Annotated in this window: 17 protein-coding genes; 4 read left to right on the top strand and 13 right to left on the bottom strand. The window is 56.6% G+C overall.

What is annotated here, in order from left to right:
* Nucleotides 1-73 precede the first annotated feature (73 nt).
* Entirely contained in the window at nucleotides 74-1,447 is a 1,374-nt protein-coding gene (gene cysG, locus AC0TN7_RS02595) for a siroheme synthase CysG (RefSeq protein WP_048226380.1), read from the top strand.
* 143 nt (nucleotides 1,448-1,590) lie between these two features.
* A complete protein-coding gene (locus tag AC0TN7_RS02590; protein ID WP_008503029.1) occupies nucleotides 1,591-1,761 on the top strand; it encodes a YhfL family protein in 171 nt (56 codons plus the stop codon).
* Between the two features lie 143 nt (nucleotides 1,762-1,904).
* Here AC0TN7_RS02590 and trpS read toward each other — a convergent pair whose 3' ends face one another.
* From trpS to AC0TN7_RS02530, 12 genes are all read right to left on the bottom strand, one after another.
* Nucleotides 1,905-2,909, bottom strand: coding sequence for a tryptophan--tRNA ligase (gene trpS, locus AC0TN7_RS02585; RefSeq protein WP_148769869.1), 1,005 nt, complete (start codon nucleotides 2,907-2,909; stop codon nucleotides 1,905-1,907).
* A complete protein-coding gene (gph, locus tag AC0TN7_RS02580; protein WP_267217662.1) occupies nucleotides 2,902-3,663 on the bottom strand; it encodes a phosphoglycolate phosphatase in 762 nt (253 codons plus the stop codon). The genes trpS and gph overlap by 8 nt, the downstream gene beginning before the upstream one ends.
* Nucleotides 3,656-4,333, bottom strand: a complete 678-nt coding sequence (rpe, locus tag AC0TN7_RS02575) for a ribulose-phosphate 3-epimerase (protein ID WP_024907923.1) — start codon at nucleotides 4,331-4,333, stop codon at nucleotides 3,656-3,658. Before rpe ends, gph begins: the two co-directional genes overlap by 8 nt.
* A gap of 41 nt (nucleotides 4,334-4,374) precedes the next feature.
* The gene (gene dam / locus AC0TN7_RS02570) at nucleotides 4,375-5,187 is read right to left on the bottom strand and encodes an adenine-specific DNA-methyltransferase (RefSeq protein WP_024907922.1); all 813 of its coding nucleotides are present in this window, start codon (nucleotides 5,185-5,187) and stop codon (nucleotides 4,375-4,377) included.
* A gap of 67 nt (nucleotides 5,188-5,254) precedes the next feature.
* Nucleotides 5,255-6,571, bottom strand: a complete 1,317-nt coding sequence (gene damX / locus AC0TN7_RS02565; protein ID WP_024907921.1) for a cell division protein DamX — start codon at nucleotides 6,569-6,571, stop codon at nucleotides 5,255-5,257.
* 92 nt (nucleotides 6,572-6,663) lie between these two features.
* A complete protein-coding gene (aroB, locus tag AC0TN7_RS02560) occupies nucleotides 6,664-7,752 on the bottom strand; it encodes a 3-dehydroquinate synthase (protein WP_024907920.1) in 1,089 nt (362 codons plus the stop codon).
* Nucleotides 7,753-7,809: 57 nt separating this feature from the next.
* Complete coding sequence (aroK, locus tag AC0TN7_RS02555) at nucleotides 7,810-8,331, bottom strand: shikimate kinase AroK (RefSeq protein ID WP_003861630.1); 522 nt, start codon at nucleotides 8,329-8,331, stop codon at nucleotides 7,810-7,812.
* Between the two features lie 286 nt (nucleotides 8,332-8,617).
* Nucleotides 8,618-9,856 carry a DNA uptake porin HofQ gene (hofQ, locus tag AC0TN7_RS02550; RefSeq protein WP_473701814.1) on the bottom strand — a complete coding sequence of 413 codons (1,239 nt, stop codon included), beginning with the start codon at nucleotides 9,854-9,856 and terminating at the stop codon, nucleotides 8,618-8,620.
* On the bottom strand, nucleotides 9,768-10,172 hold the full coding sequence (locus tag AC0TN7_RS02545) for a HofP DNA utilization family protein (protein ID WP_032645261.1): 405 nt from the start codon (nucleotides 10,170-10,172) through the stop codon (nucleotides 9,768-9,770). The genes hofQ and AC0TN7_RS02545 overlap by 89 nt, the downstream gene beginning before the upstream one ends.
* Nucleotides 10,162-10,617: a HofO family protein gene (locus tag AC0TN7_RS02540; protein WP_090420622.1), complete on the bottom strand. Its 456-nt coding sequence runs from the start codon at nucleotides 10,615-10,617 to the stop codon at nucleotides 10,162-10,164. The genes AC0TN7_RS02545 and AC0TN7_RS02540 overlap by 11 nt, the downstream gene beginning before the upstream one ends.
* A gap of 3 nt (nucleotides 10,618-10,620) precedes the next feature.
* Complete coding sequence (locus AC0TN7_RS02535; protein ID WP_032648332.1) at nucleotides 10,621-11,115, bottom strand: PilN domain-containing protein; 495 nt, start codon at nucleotides 11,113-11,115, stop codon at nucleotides 10,621-10,623.
* Nucleotides 11,112-11,888 (bottom strand): DNA utilization protein HofM, encoded by a 777-nt coding sequence (locus tag AC0TN7_RS02530; protein WP_473701813.1) that lies wholly within the window; start codon nucleotides 11,886-11,888, stop codon nucleotides 11,112-11,114. The genes AC0TN7_RS02535 and AC0TN7_RS02530 overlap by 4 nt, the downstream gene beginning before the upstream one ends.
* 120 nt (nucleotides 11,889-12,008) lie before the next feature.
* Between AC0TN7_RS02530 and mrcA the strand changes: the two genes are divergently transcribed.
* A complete protein-coding gene (mrcA, locus tag AC0TN7_RS02525; protein WP_473701812.1) occupies nucleotides 12,009-14,561 on the top strand; it encodes a peptidoglycan glycosyltransferase/peptidoglycan DD-transpeptidase MrcA in 2,553 nt (850 codons plus the stop codon).
* A gap of 80 nt (nucleotides 14,562-14,641) precedes the next feature.
* On the opposite strand, the gene nudE is transcribed toward mrcA, so the two are convergent.
* Nucleotides 14,642-15,202: an ADP compounds hydrolase NudE gene (gene nudE / locus AC0TN7_RS02520; RefSeq protein ID WP_023333707.1), complete on the bottom strand. Its 561-nt coding sequence runs from the start codon at nucleotides 15,200-15,202 to the stop codon at nucleotides 14,642-14,644.
* 321 nt (nucleotides 15,203-15,523) lie between these two features.
* Here nudE and AC0TN7_RS02515 point away from each other — a divergent pair, with 321 nt between their 5' ends.
* Complete coding sequence (locus tag AC0TN7_RS02515; protein ID WP_473701811.1) at nucleotides 15,524-17,659, top strand: intracellular growth attenuator family protein; 2,136 nt, start codon at nucleotides 15,524-15,526, stop codon at nucleotides 17,657-17,659.
* The last annotated feature ends 12 nt before the right edge of the window (nucleotides 17,660-17,671 follow it).

Below are 17,671 nucleotides of genomic sequence, written 5' to 3'. Positions count from 1 at the left end.
TATGTTCTGTACGATTCCTGCTGTTATCCTGACGTCAATTCTTCCCCCGCCATGAATGCTGTGAGGTAACGTCGTGGATCACCTGCCGATTTTTTGTCAATTACGCAACCGCGACTGCCTGCTCGTGGGCGGCGGCGACGTGGCCGAGCGCAAAGCGCGCCTGCTGTTAGAGGCTGGCGCCCGCCTGACCGTGAATGCCCTGTCCTTCGCCCCCCAGTTTGAGGTTTGGGCTCAGGAAGGGATGCTCACGCTGGAACAGGGCGCGTTTAATGAATCCCTGCTGGATACCTGCTGGCTAACCATTGCCGCGACGGATGACGATGAAGTGAACCAGCGCGTGAGCGACGCCTGCGAGTTACGTCGTATCTTCTGCAACGTGGTGGATGCGCCGAAAGAGGCCAGCTTTATCATGCCGTCGATTATCGACCGCTCGCCGCTGATGATTGCGGTCTCGTCCGGGGGACGTTCGCCGGTTCTCGCGCGTCTGCTGCGGGAAAAACTGGAAGCCCTGTTGCCCCAGCATCTTGGCCAGATTGCGCATTATGCCGGGCAACTGCGTTCACGCGTGAAGCAAACCTTCGCGACCGTGGGCGAGCGCCGTCGCTTCTGGGAAAAATTCTTTGTGAACGACAGGCTGGCGCAGTCGCTGGCGAATCAGGACACCAAAGCCGTTGAAGAGACGACCGAACAGCTGCTGAGCGAACCGCTGGACCATCGCGGCGAAGTGGTGCTGGTGGGCGCAGGCCCCGGTGATGCGGGTTTGCTGACGCTGAAAGGGCTACAGCAGATCCAGCAGGCGGATATCGTGGTGTACGACCGTCTGGTGTCCGATGACATTATGAATCTGGTCCGTCGCGATGCCGACCGCGTCTTCGTGGGCAAACGGGCGGGCTACCACTGCGTGCCGCAGGAGGAGATTAACCAGATCCTGCTGCGCGAGGCGCAGAAAGGTAAACGCGTAGTGCGCCTTAAGGGCGGCGATCCGTTTATCTTTGGGCGCGGCGGCGAGGAGCTGGAAACCCTGTGCGACGCGGGCATTCCGTTCTCTGTCGTGCCCGGCATTACGGCGGCGTCCGGCTGTTCAGCGTACTCTGGCATTCCGTTGACCCATCGCGACTACGCTCAGAGCGTGCGTCTGGTGACGGGCCACCTGAAGACCGGCAGCGAGCTGGACTGGCATAACCTGGCCGCCGAAAAGCAGACGCTGGTGTTCTACATGGGGCTCAATCAGGCCGCCACGATTCAGGCGAAGCTGCTGGAGCACGGTATGAATGCGGATATGCCCGTCGCGCTGGTCGAAAACGGCACCGCCATTACGCAGCGCGTGGTGGATGGCGTGCTGACGCAGTTAGGCGAGCTGGCGCAGCAGGTTGAAAGCCCGGCGCTGATCGTGGTAGGTCGTGTGGTTGAACTGCGCGACAGGCTGAACTGGTTCTCGAATCACTAACGCATATTCTTCCTTTCCGGAGTAGTCCTTAAGCGGACTACTCCCCTCTTACCGCTGTCGATAACATACCGCCCCGAAGTGGAACTTTTCCCTTTATTCCATTGAGTTACATCCAATTTTCGTTTTTAAGACAAGGAATGCGTATGTTCAAACTGGCAAAAGCCGCCGTTCTGGTTGGCCTGTTATCGACGCTGACTGCCTGCACCGGTCACGTACAGAACACCAAAAATAACTGCAGCTACGATTATCTGCTGCACCCGGCGATCTCCATTTCGAAGATCATCGGTGGTTGCGGCCCGGCGGCGCAGCAGTAAACGTTTTACAGGCGTAAAAAAACCGGGATGTCCCGGTTTTTTTGTTTAGGGAAGTGCGGCCTGATGCCCTCACCCTGACCCTCTCCCACAGGGAGAGGGAACAAACCCTAAAAACGGTAACGTGGTTACCGTTTTGCTTTTACTTAAGGTTTACCCACAAACCCAATCGCGTTGTATACCGCTTTCAGGGTTTCGGACGCGCGCGCGCTGGCTTTTTCCGCGCCCTCTTTCATCACCTTCTGCAGGAAGGCTTCGTCGTTGCGATAGCGGTTATAGCGCTCCTGCAGCTCGGTCAGCATGCCGGAAACGGCGTCTGCCACTTCACCTTTCAGGTGGCCGTACATCTTGCCTTCGAAGTGCTGTTCCAGCTCAGGAATGCTCTGGCCGGTCACGCCGGAGAGGATATCCAGCAGGTTGGAGACGCCCGCTTTGTTCTGCACGTCGTAGCGCACAACAGGCGGCTCGTCGGAGTCGGTGACCGCGCGCTTGAGCTTTTTGACGACGGATTTCGGGTCTTCCAGCAGGCCGATAACGTTGTTGCGGTTATCGTCAGACTTGGACATCTTTTTGGTCGGCTCCAGCAGCGACATCACGCGCGCACCGGATTTTGGAATAAACGGCTCTGGCACTTTGAACACATCACCGTAGATCGCGTTAAAGCGCTGGGCGATATCGCGGCTAAGCTCAAGATGCTGCTTCTGGTCTTCACCCACCGGCACCTGGTTGGTTTGATACAGCAGGATGTCTGCCGCCATCAGCACCGGATAGTCAAACAGACCGGCGTTGATGTTTTCAGAGTAGCGCGCGGATTTATCCTTGAACTGCGTCATGCGGCTCAGCTCGCCGAAATAGGTGTAGCAGTTCAGCGCCCAGCCCAGCTGCGCGTGCTCCGGCACGTGAGACTGAACGAAGATGGTGCTCTTCTCTGGATCAATACCGCAGGCCAGATACAGCGCCAGGGTGTCCAGCGTGGCTTTACGCAGCTTCTCAGGATCCTGACGCGCGGTAATCGCATGGAGATCGACGATGCAGTAAATGCAATGGTAGTCATCCTGCATGCTGACCCACTGACGTAACGCACCCATGTAGTTACCAATGGTCAATTCACCTGAAGGCTGTGCGCCACTAAAAACGATGGGCTTAGTCATTATTCAATTCCTGATGTTCACTGTGCGAAAGCCCGAGTGCGGGCAACAAATCTTTGAAGTGGTCGAAGACCACATCCGGCTCACTTAGCGTGATGGCCTCACCGTAGTTGTAGCCATAGGTTAATCCGACGGAAGGACACCCTGCCGTTCGGGCAGCCAGAATATCATTGCGCGAATCCCCGACAAAGAGCAGCTCCGCAGGCGTTAAGGATAATTTTCCTGCCACCAGCAAAAGCGGTTCCGGATGCGGCTTTTTGTTCTGCACGTCATCGCCGCCCACAATCACGGAGAAATACTTCGCGATATCAAGCGCTTCCAGCAGAGGCGCAACGAACGGGGTTGGCTTGTTGGTCACCAGCCCCAGCGGGATGCCCTTCGCGTGAAGCGCGCTCAGCGTTTCCTGAACGTCCGGGAACAGGAAACTGCCCTCCTCGACGGTCTCTTCGTAGAAACGATCGAACAATTTGCGCAGAATACGCAGCTGCTCATCCTTAGGAATATCCGCGTGATCGACGCTCGGTTTACCCTGCGCGGAACGCTGCGACGCGCGCTCCTGGCGAGCCCACGTCAACGCACGCTCCATCAGAACATCGGCGCCGTTGCCAATCCACGTAACGACACGCTCTTCACCCGCAACGGGGAGTTCAAGTGCATACAGCGCCTGGTCAACGGCGCTCGTTAAGCCCGGCGCGCTGTCAACCAGCGTGCCGTCGAGGTCGAATGCCACACCCCGAATAGCCTGTAATTTATCCATGACTTACCTTCGCCAGCTCGCGGCGCATTTCATCGATGACTTTTTTGTAATCCGGTTGGTCGAAAATGGCTGAACCGGCAACGAACATATCCGCGCCTGCCGCCGCAATTTCACCAATGTTATTCACTTTCACGCCCCCGTCCACTTCCAGACGAATATCGTAGCCTGACTCGTCAATACGACGGCGAACTTCACGCAGCTTATCCAGCGTGTGGGGGATAAACGACTGGCCGCCAAAGCCCGGGTTAACGGACATCAGCAGGATCACGTCCAGCTTGTCCATGACATAGTCGAGATAGCTCAGCGGCGTGGCCGGGTTAAACACCAGACCCGCTTTACAGCCGTTCTCTTTGATCAGCTGCAGCGTGCGGTCGACGTGTTCAGAGGCTTCCGGATGGAAAGTGATGATGCTGGCACCCGCCGCGGCGAAGTCAGGCACGATGCGGTCAACAGGCTTCACCATCAGGTGAACGTCGATCGGCGCGGTAATGCCATAGTTACGCAATGCCTTGAGCACCATTGGACCAATGGTCAGATTCGGAACGTAGTGGTTATCCATCACGTCGAAATGGACGACATCTGCGCCAGCCGCGAGAGCTTTGGCGGTATCTTCACCCAGACGGGCAAAATCGGCCGACAGAATTGAGGGAGCAATCAAAAACTGTTTCATCCGCTTCTCCTTGAAATGTGTTTACCGGCGGGCAAAACGGCTCAGGGGCGATAAAGAGCCAGAAGTTCGTCCACCTTTTTACGTGTGCCGCCGTTGCTGCTAATGCTACGCCGCACTTTGACCTGAAAATGCTTCGCGGCTTTGTACCATTCGCGCGTATCAGGGGTATCGTGATTCGAAATTAACACCGGAATTCTTTTGCTGACCAGCTTTTCCGCCATCTCAGCCAGACGAGCCTGTTCGGCCGGGCTGAAGCTGTTGGTGTGATAGGCGGTGAAGTTCGCCGTCGCAGACAGCGGCGCGTATGGCGGGTCACAGTAAACCACCGAGTTTACACCTGCCAGTTCCATACACTCTTCATAGGAGAGGCAATGAAACTCTGCGTTCTGCGCTTTTTCGGCAAAGTGATACAGCTCGTCCTGCGGAAAATACGGGCGCTTATAGCGGCCAAAAGGCACGTTAAATTCCCCGCGCAGGTTATACCGGCACAGGCCGTTGTAACCATGTCGGTTAAGGTAGAGGAACAGCAGGGCTCTGCGGAACGGGTCCTGGCTCTGGTTAAACTCCGCGCGGTACTGGTAGTAAACGTCCGGGTTATTGTTCTCGGGCGTAAACAGTTTGCGCGCCTCGGCGACATACTCATCGGTACGCAGCTTAACGATGTTATAGAGGCTGATAAGGTCGCTGTTGATATCCGCCAGGATATAACGAGAAAAATCGGTGTTGAGGAACACCGATCCTGCACCCACGAAAGGTTCGATAAGACACTCGCCTTTAGGCAGGTGCTTTTTAATATCATCGAGCAGGGGGTATTTCCCCCCTGCCCATTTCAGAAAAGCGCGATTTTTTTTCATGCTGACTAACTGATTACACCTTCTCCAGCTGTGGAGAAAGCTCCGACAGCATCCTGCGCTTTAAACATTACTTCAGATCGGCCTGAACCTGATGAATCGGCTTCGCCCATGGGTTTTTCGCCTGAACATCAGCTGGCAGCGCCGCTACGGCACGTTTTGCTTCATCTTTGGACGAATAAACACCGCTCACCAGCACATACCAAGGCTGACCGTTACGGGTCGTCTGATAAACAACGTAGTTTTTCAGATTTGATTTCTTCGCCCAGCTGTTGAGGTTGTCATAGTTAGACGAACTGCTCAGCTGCAGCGTGTAGTTGCTGGATGGCGCAGACTTCAGCGAGCCAACGTTACCTGCAGTTTTACCTGCGGCGCTGCTGGAGGCTGTTGCCGTGGCTGCTGGAGCCGTGGCTGCAGGTGCAGCTGTGGCAGCCGGTGCCGTGGTGGTCGCCGTGGCTTTCGGCGCAGTCTGCGTGACGGGCGCTTTAGCCGGCTCGCTCACCGCGGCCGTTTCGGTATGTTTCGGCTGGGCCGGAACAGCTTTCACTTCAGGCGCTTTAACAACTGCCTGAGGTTTGGTTTCACGCTTAGGCTCAATCACCGCCTGCTTGCGTTCAGGACGTGTCGCAGTCTGCGTCTGGCGCGGCTTGGTTTCCGTCGCGGCCGCTTGCGGCTGAGCGTTACCACCGCGAACCGGGGCAACGGTTGCAGGTTCAGTTGGCAACGTAGAGTTAACCACGACGTTATCAACCTGCTGCTGGTTCTGCGGCTGCGTCAACGCATTGTTCAGGTCTCCCTGAACTTCTACGCGCTGCTGGCCTTCAGGCGTAGCAGGTGCCTGACCCTGAGCAGGGGTTGAAGAAACAGGCGGCAGAGAAACATCCTGCGGCGCTGCGGTGTTCCCTGCGGTCTGCTCTGCGGAAGTGGTACCCGGAGCAGGCTGTGCACCATTCGCCTGATTGGACGCATCGTTACCGGACAGGTTGATGCTCTTCTCAGCGGAAGCCGTTTGCTCGGTTGAGTTCGTTGACGGTGCTTTAAGCGCGGAGCCAATGCCGACAATCAGCAGCACAAGCACCAGAACGCCAAGGCCCATCATGATGTACTGGCGGGACGCCGGTTTAGGTGCAGCGGCTTTTTTACGTTTACGCGGGCGACGCTCTACAGGCTGTTCGTCCATTGAATCTTCTTCGGACTCATAATCCTCTTCTGCTCGCTCTTCGTGCGCGTTGCGGCTGCGCGAAGGGCGACGATCGTCTGCATCCAGATCAACATCGTCAAAGTTGATCTGCGGCTCGTTATCACGTTCTGAAGATTGACGAGAACGACCAGTACGACGATCGCTGGGATCGGGTTTCAGCTCGTCTTCTGGTTTGAATTCATCCATTTAACACCCCACTCAAAGGCTTATGCCAACGACTTTGCATTTCACCTGAAGCTAAACGACCACCTGCGACAGTGGCCTGACCTTTCTAGTTGTTACGCCTGCTGACAGTCAGCGATAGCGCCAAGAACGACATCGTGCGGCACTCCGCCGCGTACTTCACTCTTCCCTATTGCAAGCGGGAGTACAAGACGCATCTCGCCTGCCAATACTTTTTTATCGCGCATCATGTGGGGTAAATACGCTTGCGCCGACATCTCCTGCGGCCCGGTCACCGGCAAACCTGCACGCTCAAGCAGCGCAATAATGCGTGCCGTCTCTTCCGGCTTGAACTGCCCGAGACGTTCCGAGGTGCGGGCCGCCATCACCATGCCGGCCGCGACGGCTTCACCATGCAGCCAGTTACCGTAGCCCATTTCGGCTTCAATCGCGTGACCAAACGTATGCCCAAGATTCAGTAAAGCACGTAAGCCCGTTTCACGCTCGTCTGCGGCAACAACTTCTGCTTTCAGCTCACAGCAACGACGAATGCAGTATGCCAGTTTAGCCTCATCCAGGCCCAGCAGCGCATCCATATTCTCTTCAAGCCAGCTAAAGAACTCGCCATCCAGAATAATGCCGTATTTGATCACTTCCGCCAGACCAGAAGCCAGCTCGCGCTTCGGCAGCGTTTTCAGACAGTCGAGATCCACCACCACCGATGCGGGCTGGTAGAAGGCGCCAATCATGTTTTTACCGAGCGGATGGTTGACTGCCGTTTTGCCACCGACAGAGGAGTCGACCTGGGACAGCAACGTGGTCGGGATTTGAATAAAACGGACGCCACGTTGATAGCTTGCGGCCGCAAAACCGGTCAGATCGCCAACAACACCGCCGCCCAGGGCAAGCAGTGTTGTATCGCGACCGTGTGGTTTTTGCAGCAATGCGGTAAAGACGGTATCCAGTACCGTCAGGCTTTTATACTGCTCGCCATCGGGGAGAATCACACTGTCGACTTTTACGCCCGCCTGCTCAAGCAGGTGGCGTACGCGGTCGAGATAAAGCGGAGCCAGCGTCTCATTGGTGACCAGCATCGCCTGATCACCCGCTTTCAGTGGTAAAAAGGAAGCTGGGTCGTTAAACAAACCAGCCGCGATGGTGATAGGGTAACTACGTTCCCCGAGAGTAACTGTAATCCTCTCCATGACGCGACATCCACCTTTAATGCTTTTACCCGCAGGCGAGTGTATATAAAGCCAGAATCAGTTGCTTTCCAGCATATGAATAATCTGGTTTGCAACCACTTTAGCGCTCTGGTCGTCAGTACGAATGGTCACATCGGCAATCTCTTCATACAGCGGATTGCGTTCATCGGCCAACGCTTCCAGAACTTCGCGTGGTGGCGTTTCAACCTGCAGCAGCGGGCGCTTTTTATCGCGCTGCGTACGTGCCAGCTGTTTCTCGATAGTCGTCTCAAGATAGACCACTACGCCACGGGCGGAGAGACGGTTGCGGGTTTCGCGAGATTTCACAGAGCCGCCGCCTGTTGCCAGAACGATGCCCTGTTTTTCCGTGAGTTCGTTGATCACTTTTTCTTCTCGGTCACGGAAACCTTCTTCGCCTTCTACGTCGAAAACCCAGCCCACATCAGCTCCGGTTCGTTTCTCAATCTCTTGATCAGAATCGTAAAATTCCATATTGAGTTGTTGAGCTAACTGACGCCCAATAGTGCTTTTGCCGGCACCCATAGGCCCAACCAGAAAGATATTGCGTTTCTCTGCCATTTTATCGGTACTACTAAGACTATTCGTTAATGGTAATCCCCGCTGCGCAGACACCCGGCGTAGCAGGACATGAACTGAAACCTCATATGCAATAGAGCGAGAGTCAGACTAAAAATTATCTCAATACTCCGGCTTGTTTGGCAACTGATTAAATCACCGCGCCGGGCGCATAAGGTAATAAGACGTAAGTCCAACTCAAATCGGTACTCCTTGTATGCTAATTCATGCCCCACGTCAAACATCTGCAACAAACTGAATGCAAATTCATTGCGGGGATCGTTACCCGTCAGCGAATACCGACCAGACGTGGTGTAATAAACACCACTAACTCACGCCGTTCGTTGTCTTTCCCGTCATGGCGAAAAAGCTGACCAAGCCAGGGGATTTTTCCCAGCCCCGGCACGCTGTCACTGCCGGTTTTGTTCTTCTGCGAAAAAATTCCGCCCAACGCAAGCGTTTCTCCACTTTTTACCTCCACCTGGGTTTCTATCTCCTGTTTGTCGATCGCCAGCGTTTCGCCGTCCGCCTGCTGCAGAACCTGTCCCGGCATATTTTCGCTAATGTGCAATTTCAGGCGCACGCGCCCTCCCGGTAGCACCACCGGCGTGACCTCCATCCCTAATACCGCTTCCTTAAACTCAACGGAGGTTGCGCCGCTTTCACCGCTTGAGACCTGATACGGGATCTCACTCCCCTGCTTGATACTGGCCGGCTGCATATGCGAGGCCAGCAGCCGCGGGCTGGCGATGATATCGACCTGCTGTTTTTGCTCCAGCGCAGAGAGCTCCAGATCCAGCAGCCGACCATTGATCCGTCCGATGTTAAAACCCACGTGGCTGGTGGCGCTGGCGACGGAAAGATCGCTGCCAAGCGTGGTGAGCTGGCCAACCTTGCCCGCGTCGGTGGCGTCGGCGAGATTCCACTTCACTCCCAGCTCACGCAGGCTTTTTTCATTAATGGTCACAATGTGCGCCGCCAGCTCGACCTGTTCGACGGGAATATCCATCTGAGCGGCCCAGCGCTGCAGCGTCTCCACCACCGTCTGGTTATCCCGGATCAGCAGGCGGTTGGTGCGTTTGTCGACAGATAAACTCCCCTTCGGGCTCAGGAGTTTTTCCGCGGCTTTTTGCAGCTCTCCGGCATCGGCATAGGAAAAAGGGATAGTGTGAGACACCAGCGGCGCATCAAGCTGTCGACGCGCCCGCTCCTGTTCTGAACGTTCCTGCTGTTCACGCTGCCAGGCGGCGGTATGCACGTAAAAAATGCCGCCCTCCTCTCGTAAAACGAGGCCAGCGCTGGTGACAACCGTCCGTAACGCCTGCCGCCAGGGGACGCGCGTCAGGTTGAGCGAAATTGTGCCGTTAACATCAGGCGAGACCACCAGATTACGGTTCTCCTGTGCGACCAGGGCCTGTAACACCTGGACAACAGGAACGTCATCCACCACCAGCGTGACCGGTTTTGGCGCGGCGGCCCACAGCGGATGGCTGAACGCCAGCAGCCACAGCATTATCCGTAAATTCATTCTTATCCGTTCCTTCTCGTTGCCACGTCCATTTTTCTGGTTCACATGTGTCACCCACATCAACAACCAGTTCCGTTGCATTGATGGCTGTTATCGTCCAGCCTGCCGGGAAGCGCTCATGCGTTTTCAGCCGGTACCAGCGCTTTTGCCCATCCTGTAAAATGCCGATAGCCTGCTGCCCTCCCACCATGCCGCGATAGTGCCACTGCGCCAGCTCGCCAATGGCGCAGGGATCGTCCGGCGGGTGAAATGGATCGCGCATGCCGGTCAATAGCAGCGCTGAGCAAACCAGCAAATATCGCGCGCTATTTCGCATGTGCCAGCTCCAGCCGCAGGCGCAACGCCGTACCTTGTGGCGAAATCGCAAAAGCGGCGATCTGCACATCCCGCTGCGCCAGCCGGGAAAAAAGCGCCGGAAGCGCCTGCCACTCAACCTCCAGCATCAGTTCCCCTCCGTTCTGCAGCGGCTTCCAGTGAATCAGCGTCGTGTTATCACCCTGAAAATCGAGCGGGGAAAAAGATATCAATTCCCGTGATTCCGGCGTTTCAGGACGAAACGGCACCTTTCTGACGGCAGGCCATAACGCTGCGTTAGCTCTCGTGTCCTGAATCAGCTGGCGCTGTCGTTCAGCACACTGCCTGTCTACCGGTCTGAGCAAGGTGCCCCACGCGGCCAGTCCTGCCAGGAGACTCCCCAGACACCAGAAGAGCACCCGATACCAGGGACGGCTTTCGCACCAGCGTTCTAACAGGGTATCCACGCGTTACCCCTCGCTTTTAAGCTGAAGCGTGAACATCCAGCGCCCCTGGCTGTCCCGCCGAAGCTCACCCGCCGTCCCGGGCGTAAAACCCGCTATTTGGCCAAGCGCATCGCGCAGAGCAGACAGGGCCGGCAGGGTTATGGCATACCCGCTCAGCATCAGAGCAGGAGGCTGATAGCGCAGCTCTGTCAGCCAGACCTGTGCCGGAATGGTGCGGGAAAGGGCTTCCAGCACCGGTTGCCATGCACGTCGTTGAATTTCCTGCGCTGGCAGCTGCGCCTGTGAGGCGAGTCTCTGCCGGGAGAGAAGCACATGCTGCACGGCCTGCATGCCCGTCAGATCCGTTTGCAGAGCGTGCAGCCTCATAAGAGGGTTCATCCGCAGACAGAAAATGGCCATGAAGATTAACAGTACGGTACCGACACACATTGCGCCCCAGAAACGCAGGCATCGCGCGCGTCGCTGCTGACGCCAGGGCAGAAAGTTCATGATGCTCATCCGGGCACCTCGCTCATGGCCAGCGCCAGCGCAACGGTATAATCAGCGCCGCAGTCCGGCAGCGGGGCATGGCAGCGCTCAAGGATTTCCCACGGGTCACGTCGGCTATCAAACAGCGCGATGTCATCCGGACCAAGCGCCAGCAGCGCCGACAGCTCAGCCACATTGTCTGCTTCTGTGGTAAAGCGGCGTCCCCACTGGTGGCGCATCGCCCAGAGCCACTGCCGCTCGTCCCGCCAGGCGATGCACGTCGCTGGTGTCACCGCAGGAAGAAGATTCGCCAGAGCGCTGGCATCCGGCGTAATGGTCATCAGCCGCAAACGCAGCGCCTTCGCCAGCGCCAGAAGGGTGTCAACCTCGTTGTTTTGTGCGGCTGTTACCTGAAAGGTATTGCTGAACGTATCCTGCACGTAATCGAAACAGAGCGTATCGGCAGACATCTCCAGTTCGCGGGCGAGCGCGGCGCCAAGCCATGAGAGCTGCTCGCTGTCGCGCAGCGCAACGGTCGGACGGGCAAGCGACCGCTGCAGGGTACGTGCTGCCGGGAAAGAGAGAAACGCCCGGTGGTAGTGCGGCAGCGTTTTTCGCCAGTCGCGTAACGCATCAACCAGCTGTTCTGGCTGATAAATTTTGCCGTCACGAATGATGCCTTCGGCCAGCGGGATTGCCCACCAGCGCCGCAAACACCAGCCGGACTTCTCCCGGGCCAGTGCGACGATCAGTACCCTATCCTGTTGAATATGAATGCCCGTTTGCCATGTTTTGAAAGCCATGCTTCACGATCTCCTTATCGCCCGTCACCCTGACGGCTATATCAATGAATCAGGCTTGCCTTTATACTACCGCGCGATTGTTTAGAAACTGCCCAAGTGAAACCAAATGGGAAATCTCCGGTGAAGTTCGTAAAGTATTTATTCATCCTTGCAGTCTGTTGCATTCTGCTGGGAGCAGGCTCGATTTACGGTTTGTACAAATATATTGAGCCACAGCTACCTGATGTCGCCACGCTTCGCGATGTGCGACTCCAGATCCCGATGCAAGTCTATAGCGCCGATGGCGAGCTCATGGCGCAGTATGGCGAGAAGCGTCGTATTCCGCTGACCTTAAACCAAATTCCCCCCGTGATGGTGAAAGCCTTTATCGCCACGGAGGACAGCCGTTTTTACGAGCACCACGGTGTCGATCCTGTGGGGATTTTCCGTGCCGCGAGCATTGCGCTGTTCTCTGGTCACGCCTCTCAGGGAGCGAGTACCATTACGCAGCAGCTGGCGCGTAACTTCTTCCTCAGCCCTGAAAAGACGCTGATACGTAAGATCAAAGAGGTGTTCCTTGCGATCCGTATTGAACAGCTGCTGAGCAAAGACGAAATCCTTGAGCTGTACCTCAACAAAATCTACCTGGGCTACCGCGCTTATGGCGTGGGGGCTGCCGCACAGGTGTACTTCGGTAAGCCTGTTGAGCAACTCACCTTAAGCGAAATGGCAACCATTGCCGGTCTGCCAAAAGCGCCGTCCACGTTTAACCCGCTCTACTCGCTCGATCGCGCCACCGCGCGTCGGAACGTCGTCCTGTCACGTATGCTGAGCGAAGGCTACATCAGCCAGAGTGAGTACGACCAGGCGCGTAACGATGTCATTGACGCTAACTACCACGCCCCTGAGATCGCCTTCGCCTCCCCTTACCTGACCGAGATGGTTCGCCAGGAGATGGTGAATCGTTATGGCGACAAGGCCTATGAAGATGGCTATCGCGTGTACACCACCGTTACCCGCAAAGTTCAGCAGGCGGCGCAGGAAGCGGTACGCAACAACGTGATGGACTACGATATGCGTCACGGCTATCGCGGCCCGTCAAACGTGCTGTGGAAAGTGGGCGAAAGCGCGTGGGACAGCAAAAAAATCACCAGTACGCTGAAGGCGCTGCCAACCTACGGTCCGCTCCTTCCTGCCGTGGTGACGCAGGCCGATCCTCAGGAAGCCGTTGCAACGCTCGCGGACGGTACCTCCGTCTCCCTGCGTATGGACGGTATCCGCTGGGCGCGTCCGTACCGCTCGGATACCCTGCAGGGCGCCACGCCGCGTAAAGTGACCGATGCGGTACAAACCGGGCAGCAAATCTGGGTGCGCAAGGTAGGTGAATCCTGGTGGCTGGCGCAGGTGCCGGACGTGAACTCGGCCCTGGTCTCTATCAACCCGCAGAACGGCGCCATTCTGGCCCTGGTCGGCGGGTTTGATTTCAACCAGAGCAAATTTAACCGCGCCACCCAGGCGCTGCGTCAGGTCGGTTCCAATATCAAACCGTTCCTCTACACGGCAGCGATGGATAAGGGTCTGACCCTCGCCAGCATCCTGAACGACGTGCCAATTTCCCGCTGGGATGCCGGTGCCGGTTCCGACTGGCAGCCGAAGAACTCCCCTGCGGAGTATGCCGGTCCTATTCGTCTTCGTCAGGGCCTGGGACAGTCGAAAAACGTGGTGATGGTACGCGCCATGCGCGCGATGGGCGTCGACTATGCCGCAGAGTATCTGCAGCGCTTCGGCTTCCCGGCGCAGAATATCGTTCGCACCGAGTCGCTGGCGTTGGGCTCAGCCTCCTTTACGCCGCTTCAGGTCGCACGCGGTTACTCGGTGATGGCCAACGGCGGCTTCCTGATTGACCCGTACTTCATCAGCAAGATCGAGAACGACCAGGGCGGCGTGCTGTTTGAAGCGAAGCCGAAAATTGCCTGCCCTGACTGCGATATTCCAGTCATTTATGGCAATACGCCGAAATCCGACGTGCTTGAAAACAAGGACATGGAAGACCCGGCCGTGTCGCAGGAGCAGCAGAACGGCGTTGTGCCGCAGCCGCAGCTGGAACAGGCGAACCAGGCGCTGGTGGCGCAGACCGGTGCGCAGCAGTATGCCCCGCATGTGATCAACACGCCGCTGTCGTTCCTGATCAAAAGCGCGCTGAACACCAACATCTTCGGTGAACCGGGCTGGCAGGGTACCGGCTGGCGTGCAGGACGTGATTTGCAGCGCCATGATATCGGCGGTAAAACGGGGACAACCAACAGCTCGAAAGACGCGTGGTTCTCCGGTTACGGGCCGGGCGTGGTGACATCGGTCTGGATCGGCTTCGACGATCACCGCCGCGACTTAGGTCGTACCACGGCCTCCGGCGCGATTAAAGATCAGATTTCCGGCTACGAAGGCGGAGCGAAGAGCGCGCAACCAGCCTGGGACGCCTATATGAAGTTCGTTCTTGAAGGCGTGCCGGAGCAGCCGCTGACGCCACCGCCAGGTGTGGTGACGGTCAATATCGACCGCAGTACGGGTCAGCTCGCCAACGGCGGTAACAGTCGCGAAGAGTATTTCATTGAGGGCACCCAGCCAACCACACAGGCGGTGCACGAGGTGGGTACAGAGATCATTGACAACGGCGAAACGCACGAGCTGTTCTAAACATAAAAATGCCCGGTAAAAACCGGGCAAAGCATCGTAGGCCGGGTAAGGCGAAGCCGTCACCCGGCTTTTTTTATGGCCTACAGCCGCCCCTGCCCCTTCAGCCACTCCCGAACCAGGAACAGCGCGCTCACGTTGCGAGCCTCGTTAAAGTCAGGGTCTTCCAGCAGGTCCATCAGATGCGCCAGCGGCCAGCGAACCTGCGGCAGCGGCTCCGGCTCATCCCCTTCGAGCGATTCAGGATAGAGATCTTCAGCGACCACAATATTCATTTTGCTGGAAAAATAAGACGGCGCCATGCTCAGTTTTTTCAGGAATGAAAGCTCATTCGCCCCGAAACCGACCTCTTCTTTCAGCTCGCGGTTTGCCGCTTCAAAGACGGTTTCACCCGGATCGATAAGCCCTTTCGAGAACCCAAGCTCGTAAGATTCCGTTCCCACAGCGTATTCGCGGATCAAAATCAGATGATCGTCGATAATGGGAATAATCATCACCGCTTCGCGCGACGAGGGGCGCATACGTTCATAAACGCGACGCACACCGTTGCTGAACTCCAGGTCCACACTTTCAACATTAAACAGCCGCGATTTGGCGACAGTTTCAACATTCAGAATGGTGGGTTTTTGTAGTGGTTTGCTCATCGTGATGGGTCTTAGCAGTGAGAACTGGGGTTATTGTGCGATACGCCGCACGGTTTCGGCAATGTCAATTGTTCTGTATTTACATTTGTGCAACGTAGCAGGAATCAATCCTCAATTCAAAACAAATGTCAAGAGGTTGAAATGTTTCCAGGAATTTGCTGATATCGCGCCATAACAGGCTTTGCTATCATCACCGGTCACTGGGATGCGCTTCAGAATGCTCAAGTTCGACTCCATACTTGCCGATAGCCAACCACAGACACTCATTCAATGTAAAGGTGCTACTGACTACACCTGTAAGATAAGTAAGATGGGGAAAGCATGAGCACCATTTTGATTGTTCTCGCTGCTATGCTGGCCGGCGCATTGGTTGCAGGGTGGATGTACAGGCGCCGCGTACAGCGCCGTTATCGTCTGCCCTTTTTAAATGCATTTGCGGGCGCGACCACGCGTAAACTCACGCAAGACGAGCGCGATGCAGTTGAAAACTATCTCGAAATCCTGAACCGTTCTCAGCTCACGCCTGGGCCAACGGGAGCTACCGCCGCACCCGTCGCGCTAAAGCTCAATGCGCAAAGTGATACCGTGCTCTGCGTGACGCGCTCCATCACGCGCTATGGCATCACCACTGATGACCCCAACAAATGGCGCTATTACCTGGATTCCGTCGAAGTGCATCTCCCTCCGTCCTGGGAGCAATACATTAATGACGAAAACAGCGTTGAGCTGATTCACACCGATTCGTTGCCCCTGGTTATCTCGCTTAACGGCCACACGCTGAATGAATACCTTCAGGAAGCCCCGCGTTTTGCGCTGGAACGTGCGAGTTCAACGCAGGCTTCCATTCGTGGCGAAGAGACTGAGCAGATCGAACTGCTGAATATTCGCCAGGAGACGCATGAAGAGTACGCCCTGAGCCGCCCGGACGGCATTCGTGAAGCGCTTCTGATCGTCTCCGCCTTCCTGCTCTTTTTTGTCTGCCTGCTGACGCCGGATGTGTTTGTCCCCTGGCTGGCGGGAGGCGCGGTGCTGCTGCTGGCGGCCGGGCTTTGGGGTCTCTTTGCCCCACCGGCCAAAACCTCGTTGCGTGAGATCCACTGCCTGCGCGGTACGCCAAAGCGCTGGGGCCTGTTCGGTGAAAACGATCAGGAACATCTCAATAATATTTCGCTCGGTATTATCGACCTGATCTACCCGCGCCACTGGCAACCGTGGATTGCGCAGGACCTGGGTCAGAAAACCGATATTGATATTTACCTTGACCGACATGTTGTGCGTCAGGGGCGCTTCTTGTCCCTGCATGATGAAGTGAAAAATTTCCCGCTTCAGCACTGGCTTCGCAGCACGGTCATTGCCGGAGGCGCGGCGCTGGTCTTAGTCATGCTGCTGCTTTTCGTGCCGCTGGATATGCCCATCAAATTCACCCTGTCGTGGATCAAAGGGGCGCAAACCATCGAAGCGACCAGCGTCAACAAGCTGGATGAAGCCGGTGTGCGCGTGGGGGACACGCTGCGCCTGAAGGGTACCGGGATGTGTAATATTCACACCCCGGGGGCGTGGAACACCCGCCAGAATTCGCCGTTTATGCCGTTCGACTGCTCGCAAATTATCTGGAACGACGCGCCGCCGCTGCCGCTGCCGGAATCCGAAGTGGTGAATAAAGCCACGGCCCTTACCCAGACGGTGAACCGCCAGCTGCACCCGAAAACGGACGATGACTCGCGCGTCAGCCCCGCGCTGCGCTCGGCCATTCAGAAATCAGGCATGGTTCTGCTGGATGATTTTGGTGACATCGTCCTGAAAACGCAGGATTTATGCTCCTCTCAGGATGAGTGTATACGTCTTAAAAACGCCCTGGTAAACCTGGGTAACAGTAAAGACTGGGACTCGCTGGTGAAACGCGCCGAAGCGGGACGACTGGACGGTGTTAACGTGCTGCTGCGTCCGGTGAGCGCTGAATCGCTGGATAACCTGGTCGCCACCTCCACCTCGCCGTTCATGATGCGCGAGACCACCCGTGCGGCTCAGGCGCTGAACAGCCCGGCACCGGGCGGGTTTGTGATCGTCAGCGATGAAGGCAGCGACCTGGTCGATCAGCCTTACCCGCAGGTTGCGCTTTATGACTACCCGGCGCAGGAGCAGTGGAGCCAATTCCAGCGCCTGGCACAGATGCTGATGCAAACGCCATTCAGCGCCGAAGGGATTGTCACAAGCCTGTACACCGATGCCAACGGCACTCGCCATATCGGCCTGCACCGGATGCCGGATAGCGCAGGGCTGTGGCGTTACGTTGGCACCTCTTTGCTGATGACCGTGATGCTGATTGCCATTTTCTGGAACGGTTTTATGGCCCTGCGCCGCTACCAGCGCTCGCGCACCCGGCTTGCCGACATCCAGCAGTATTATGAAAACTGCCTCAATCCTAAGCTGATCCCCTCGTCTGAGAGCCTGATCTGATAACGTCGTTGC

The organism is Enterobacter sp. PL_is511 (assembly GCF_055816065.1).
The sequence above is the reverse complement of the archived record's forward strand: the minus strand, read 5'-3'. Positions and strand labels throughout refer to the sequence as shown.

Bases quoted from the DNA above. Each gene is read 5' to 3' on its own strand.
- aroB (WP_024907920.1), bottom strand. From the start codon at position 7,752: ATGGAGAGGATTACAGTTACTCTCGGGGAACGTAGTTACCCTATCACC.
- gph (WP_267217662.1), bottom strand. From the start codon at position 3,663: ATGGATAAATTACAGGCTATTCGGGGTGTGGCATTCGACCTCGACGGC.
- nudE (WP_023333707.1), bottom strand. From the start codon at position 15,202: ATGAGCAAACCACTACAAAAACCCACCATTCTGAATGTTGAAACTGTC.
- rpe (WP_024907923.1), bottom strand. From the start codon at position 4,333: ATGAAACAGTTTTTGATTGCTCCCTCAATTCTGTCGGCCGATTTTGCC.
- aroK (WP_003861630.1), bottom strand. From the start codon at position 8,331: ATGGCAGAGAAACGCAATATCTTTCTGGTTGGGCCTATGGGTGCCGGC.
- AC0TN7_RS02515 (WP_473701811.1), top strand. From the start codon at position 15,524: ATGAGCACCATTTTGATTGTTCTCGCTGCTATGCTGGCCGGCGCATTG.
- AC0TN7_RS02535 (WP_032648332.1), bottom strand. From the start codon at position 11,115: ATGAGCATCATGAACTTTCTGCCCTGGCGTCAGCAGCGACGCGCGCGA.
- hofQ (WP_473701814.1), bottom strand. From the start codon at position 9,856: ATGAATTTACGGATAATGCTGTGGCTGCTGGCGTTCAGCCATCCGCTG.
- AC0TN7_RS02530 (WP_473701813.1), bottom strand. From the start codon at position 11,888: ATGGCTTTCAAAACATGGCAAACGGGCATTCATATTCAACAGGATAGG.
- AC0TN7_RS02545 (WP_032645261.1), bottom strand. From the start codon at position 10,172: ATGCGAAATAGCGCGCGATATTTGCTGGTTTGCTCAGCGCTGCTATTG.
- damX (WP_024907921.1), bottom strand. From the start codon at position 6,571: ATGGATGAATTCAAACCAGAAGACGAGCTGAAACCCGATCCCAGCGAT.
- trpS (WP_148769869.1), bottom strand. From the start codon at position 2,909: ATGACTAAGCCCATCGTTTTTAGTGGCGCACAGCCTTCAGGTGAATTG.
- AC0TN7_RS02590 (WP_008503029.1), top strand. From the start codon at position 1,591: ATGTTCAAACTGGCAAAAGCCGCCGTTCTGGTTGGCCTGTTATCGACG.
- dam (WP_024907922.1), bottom strand. From the start codon at position 5,187: ATGAAAAAAAATCGCGCTTTTCTGAAATGGGCAGGGGGGAAATACCCC.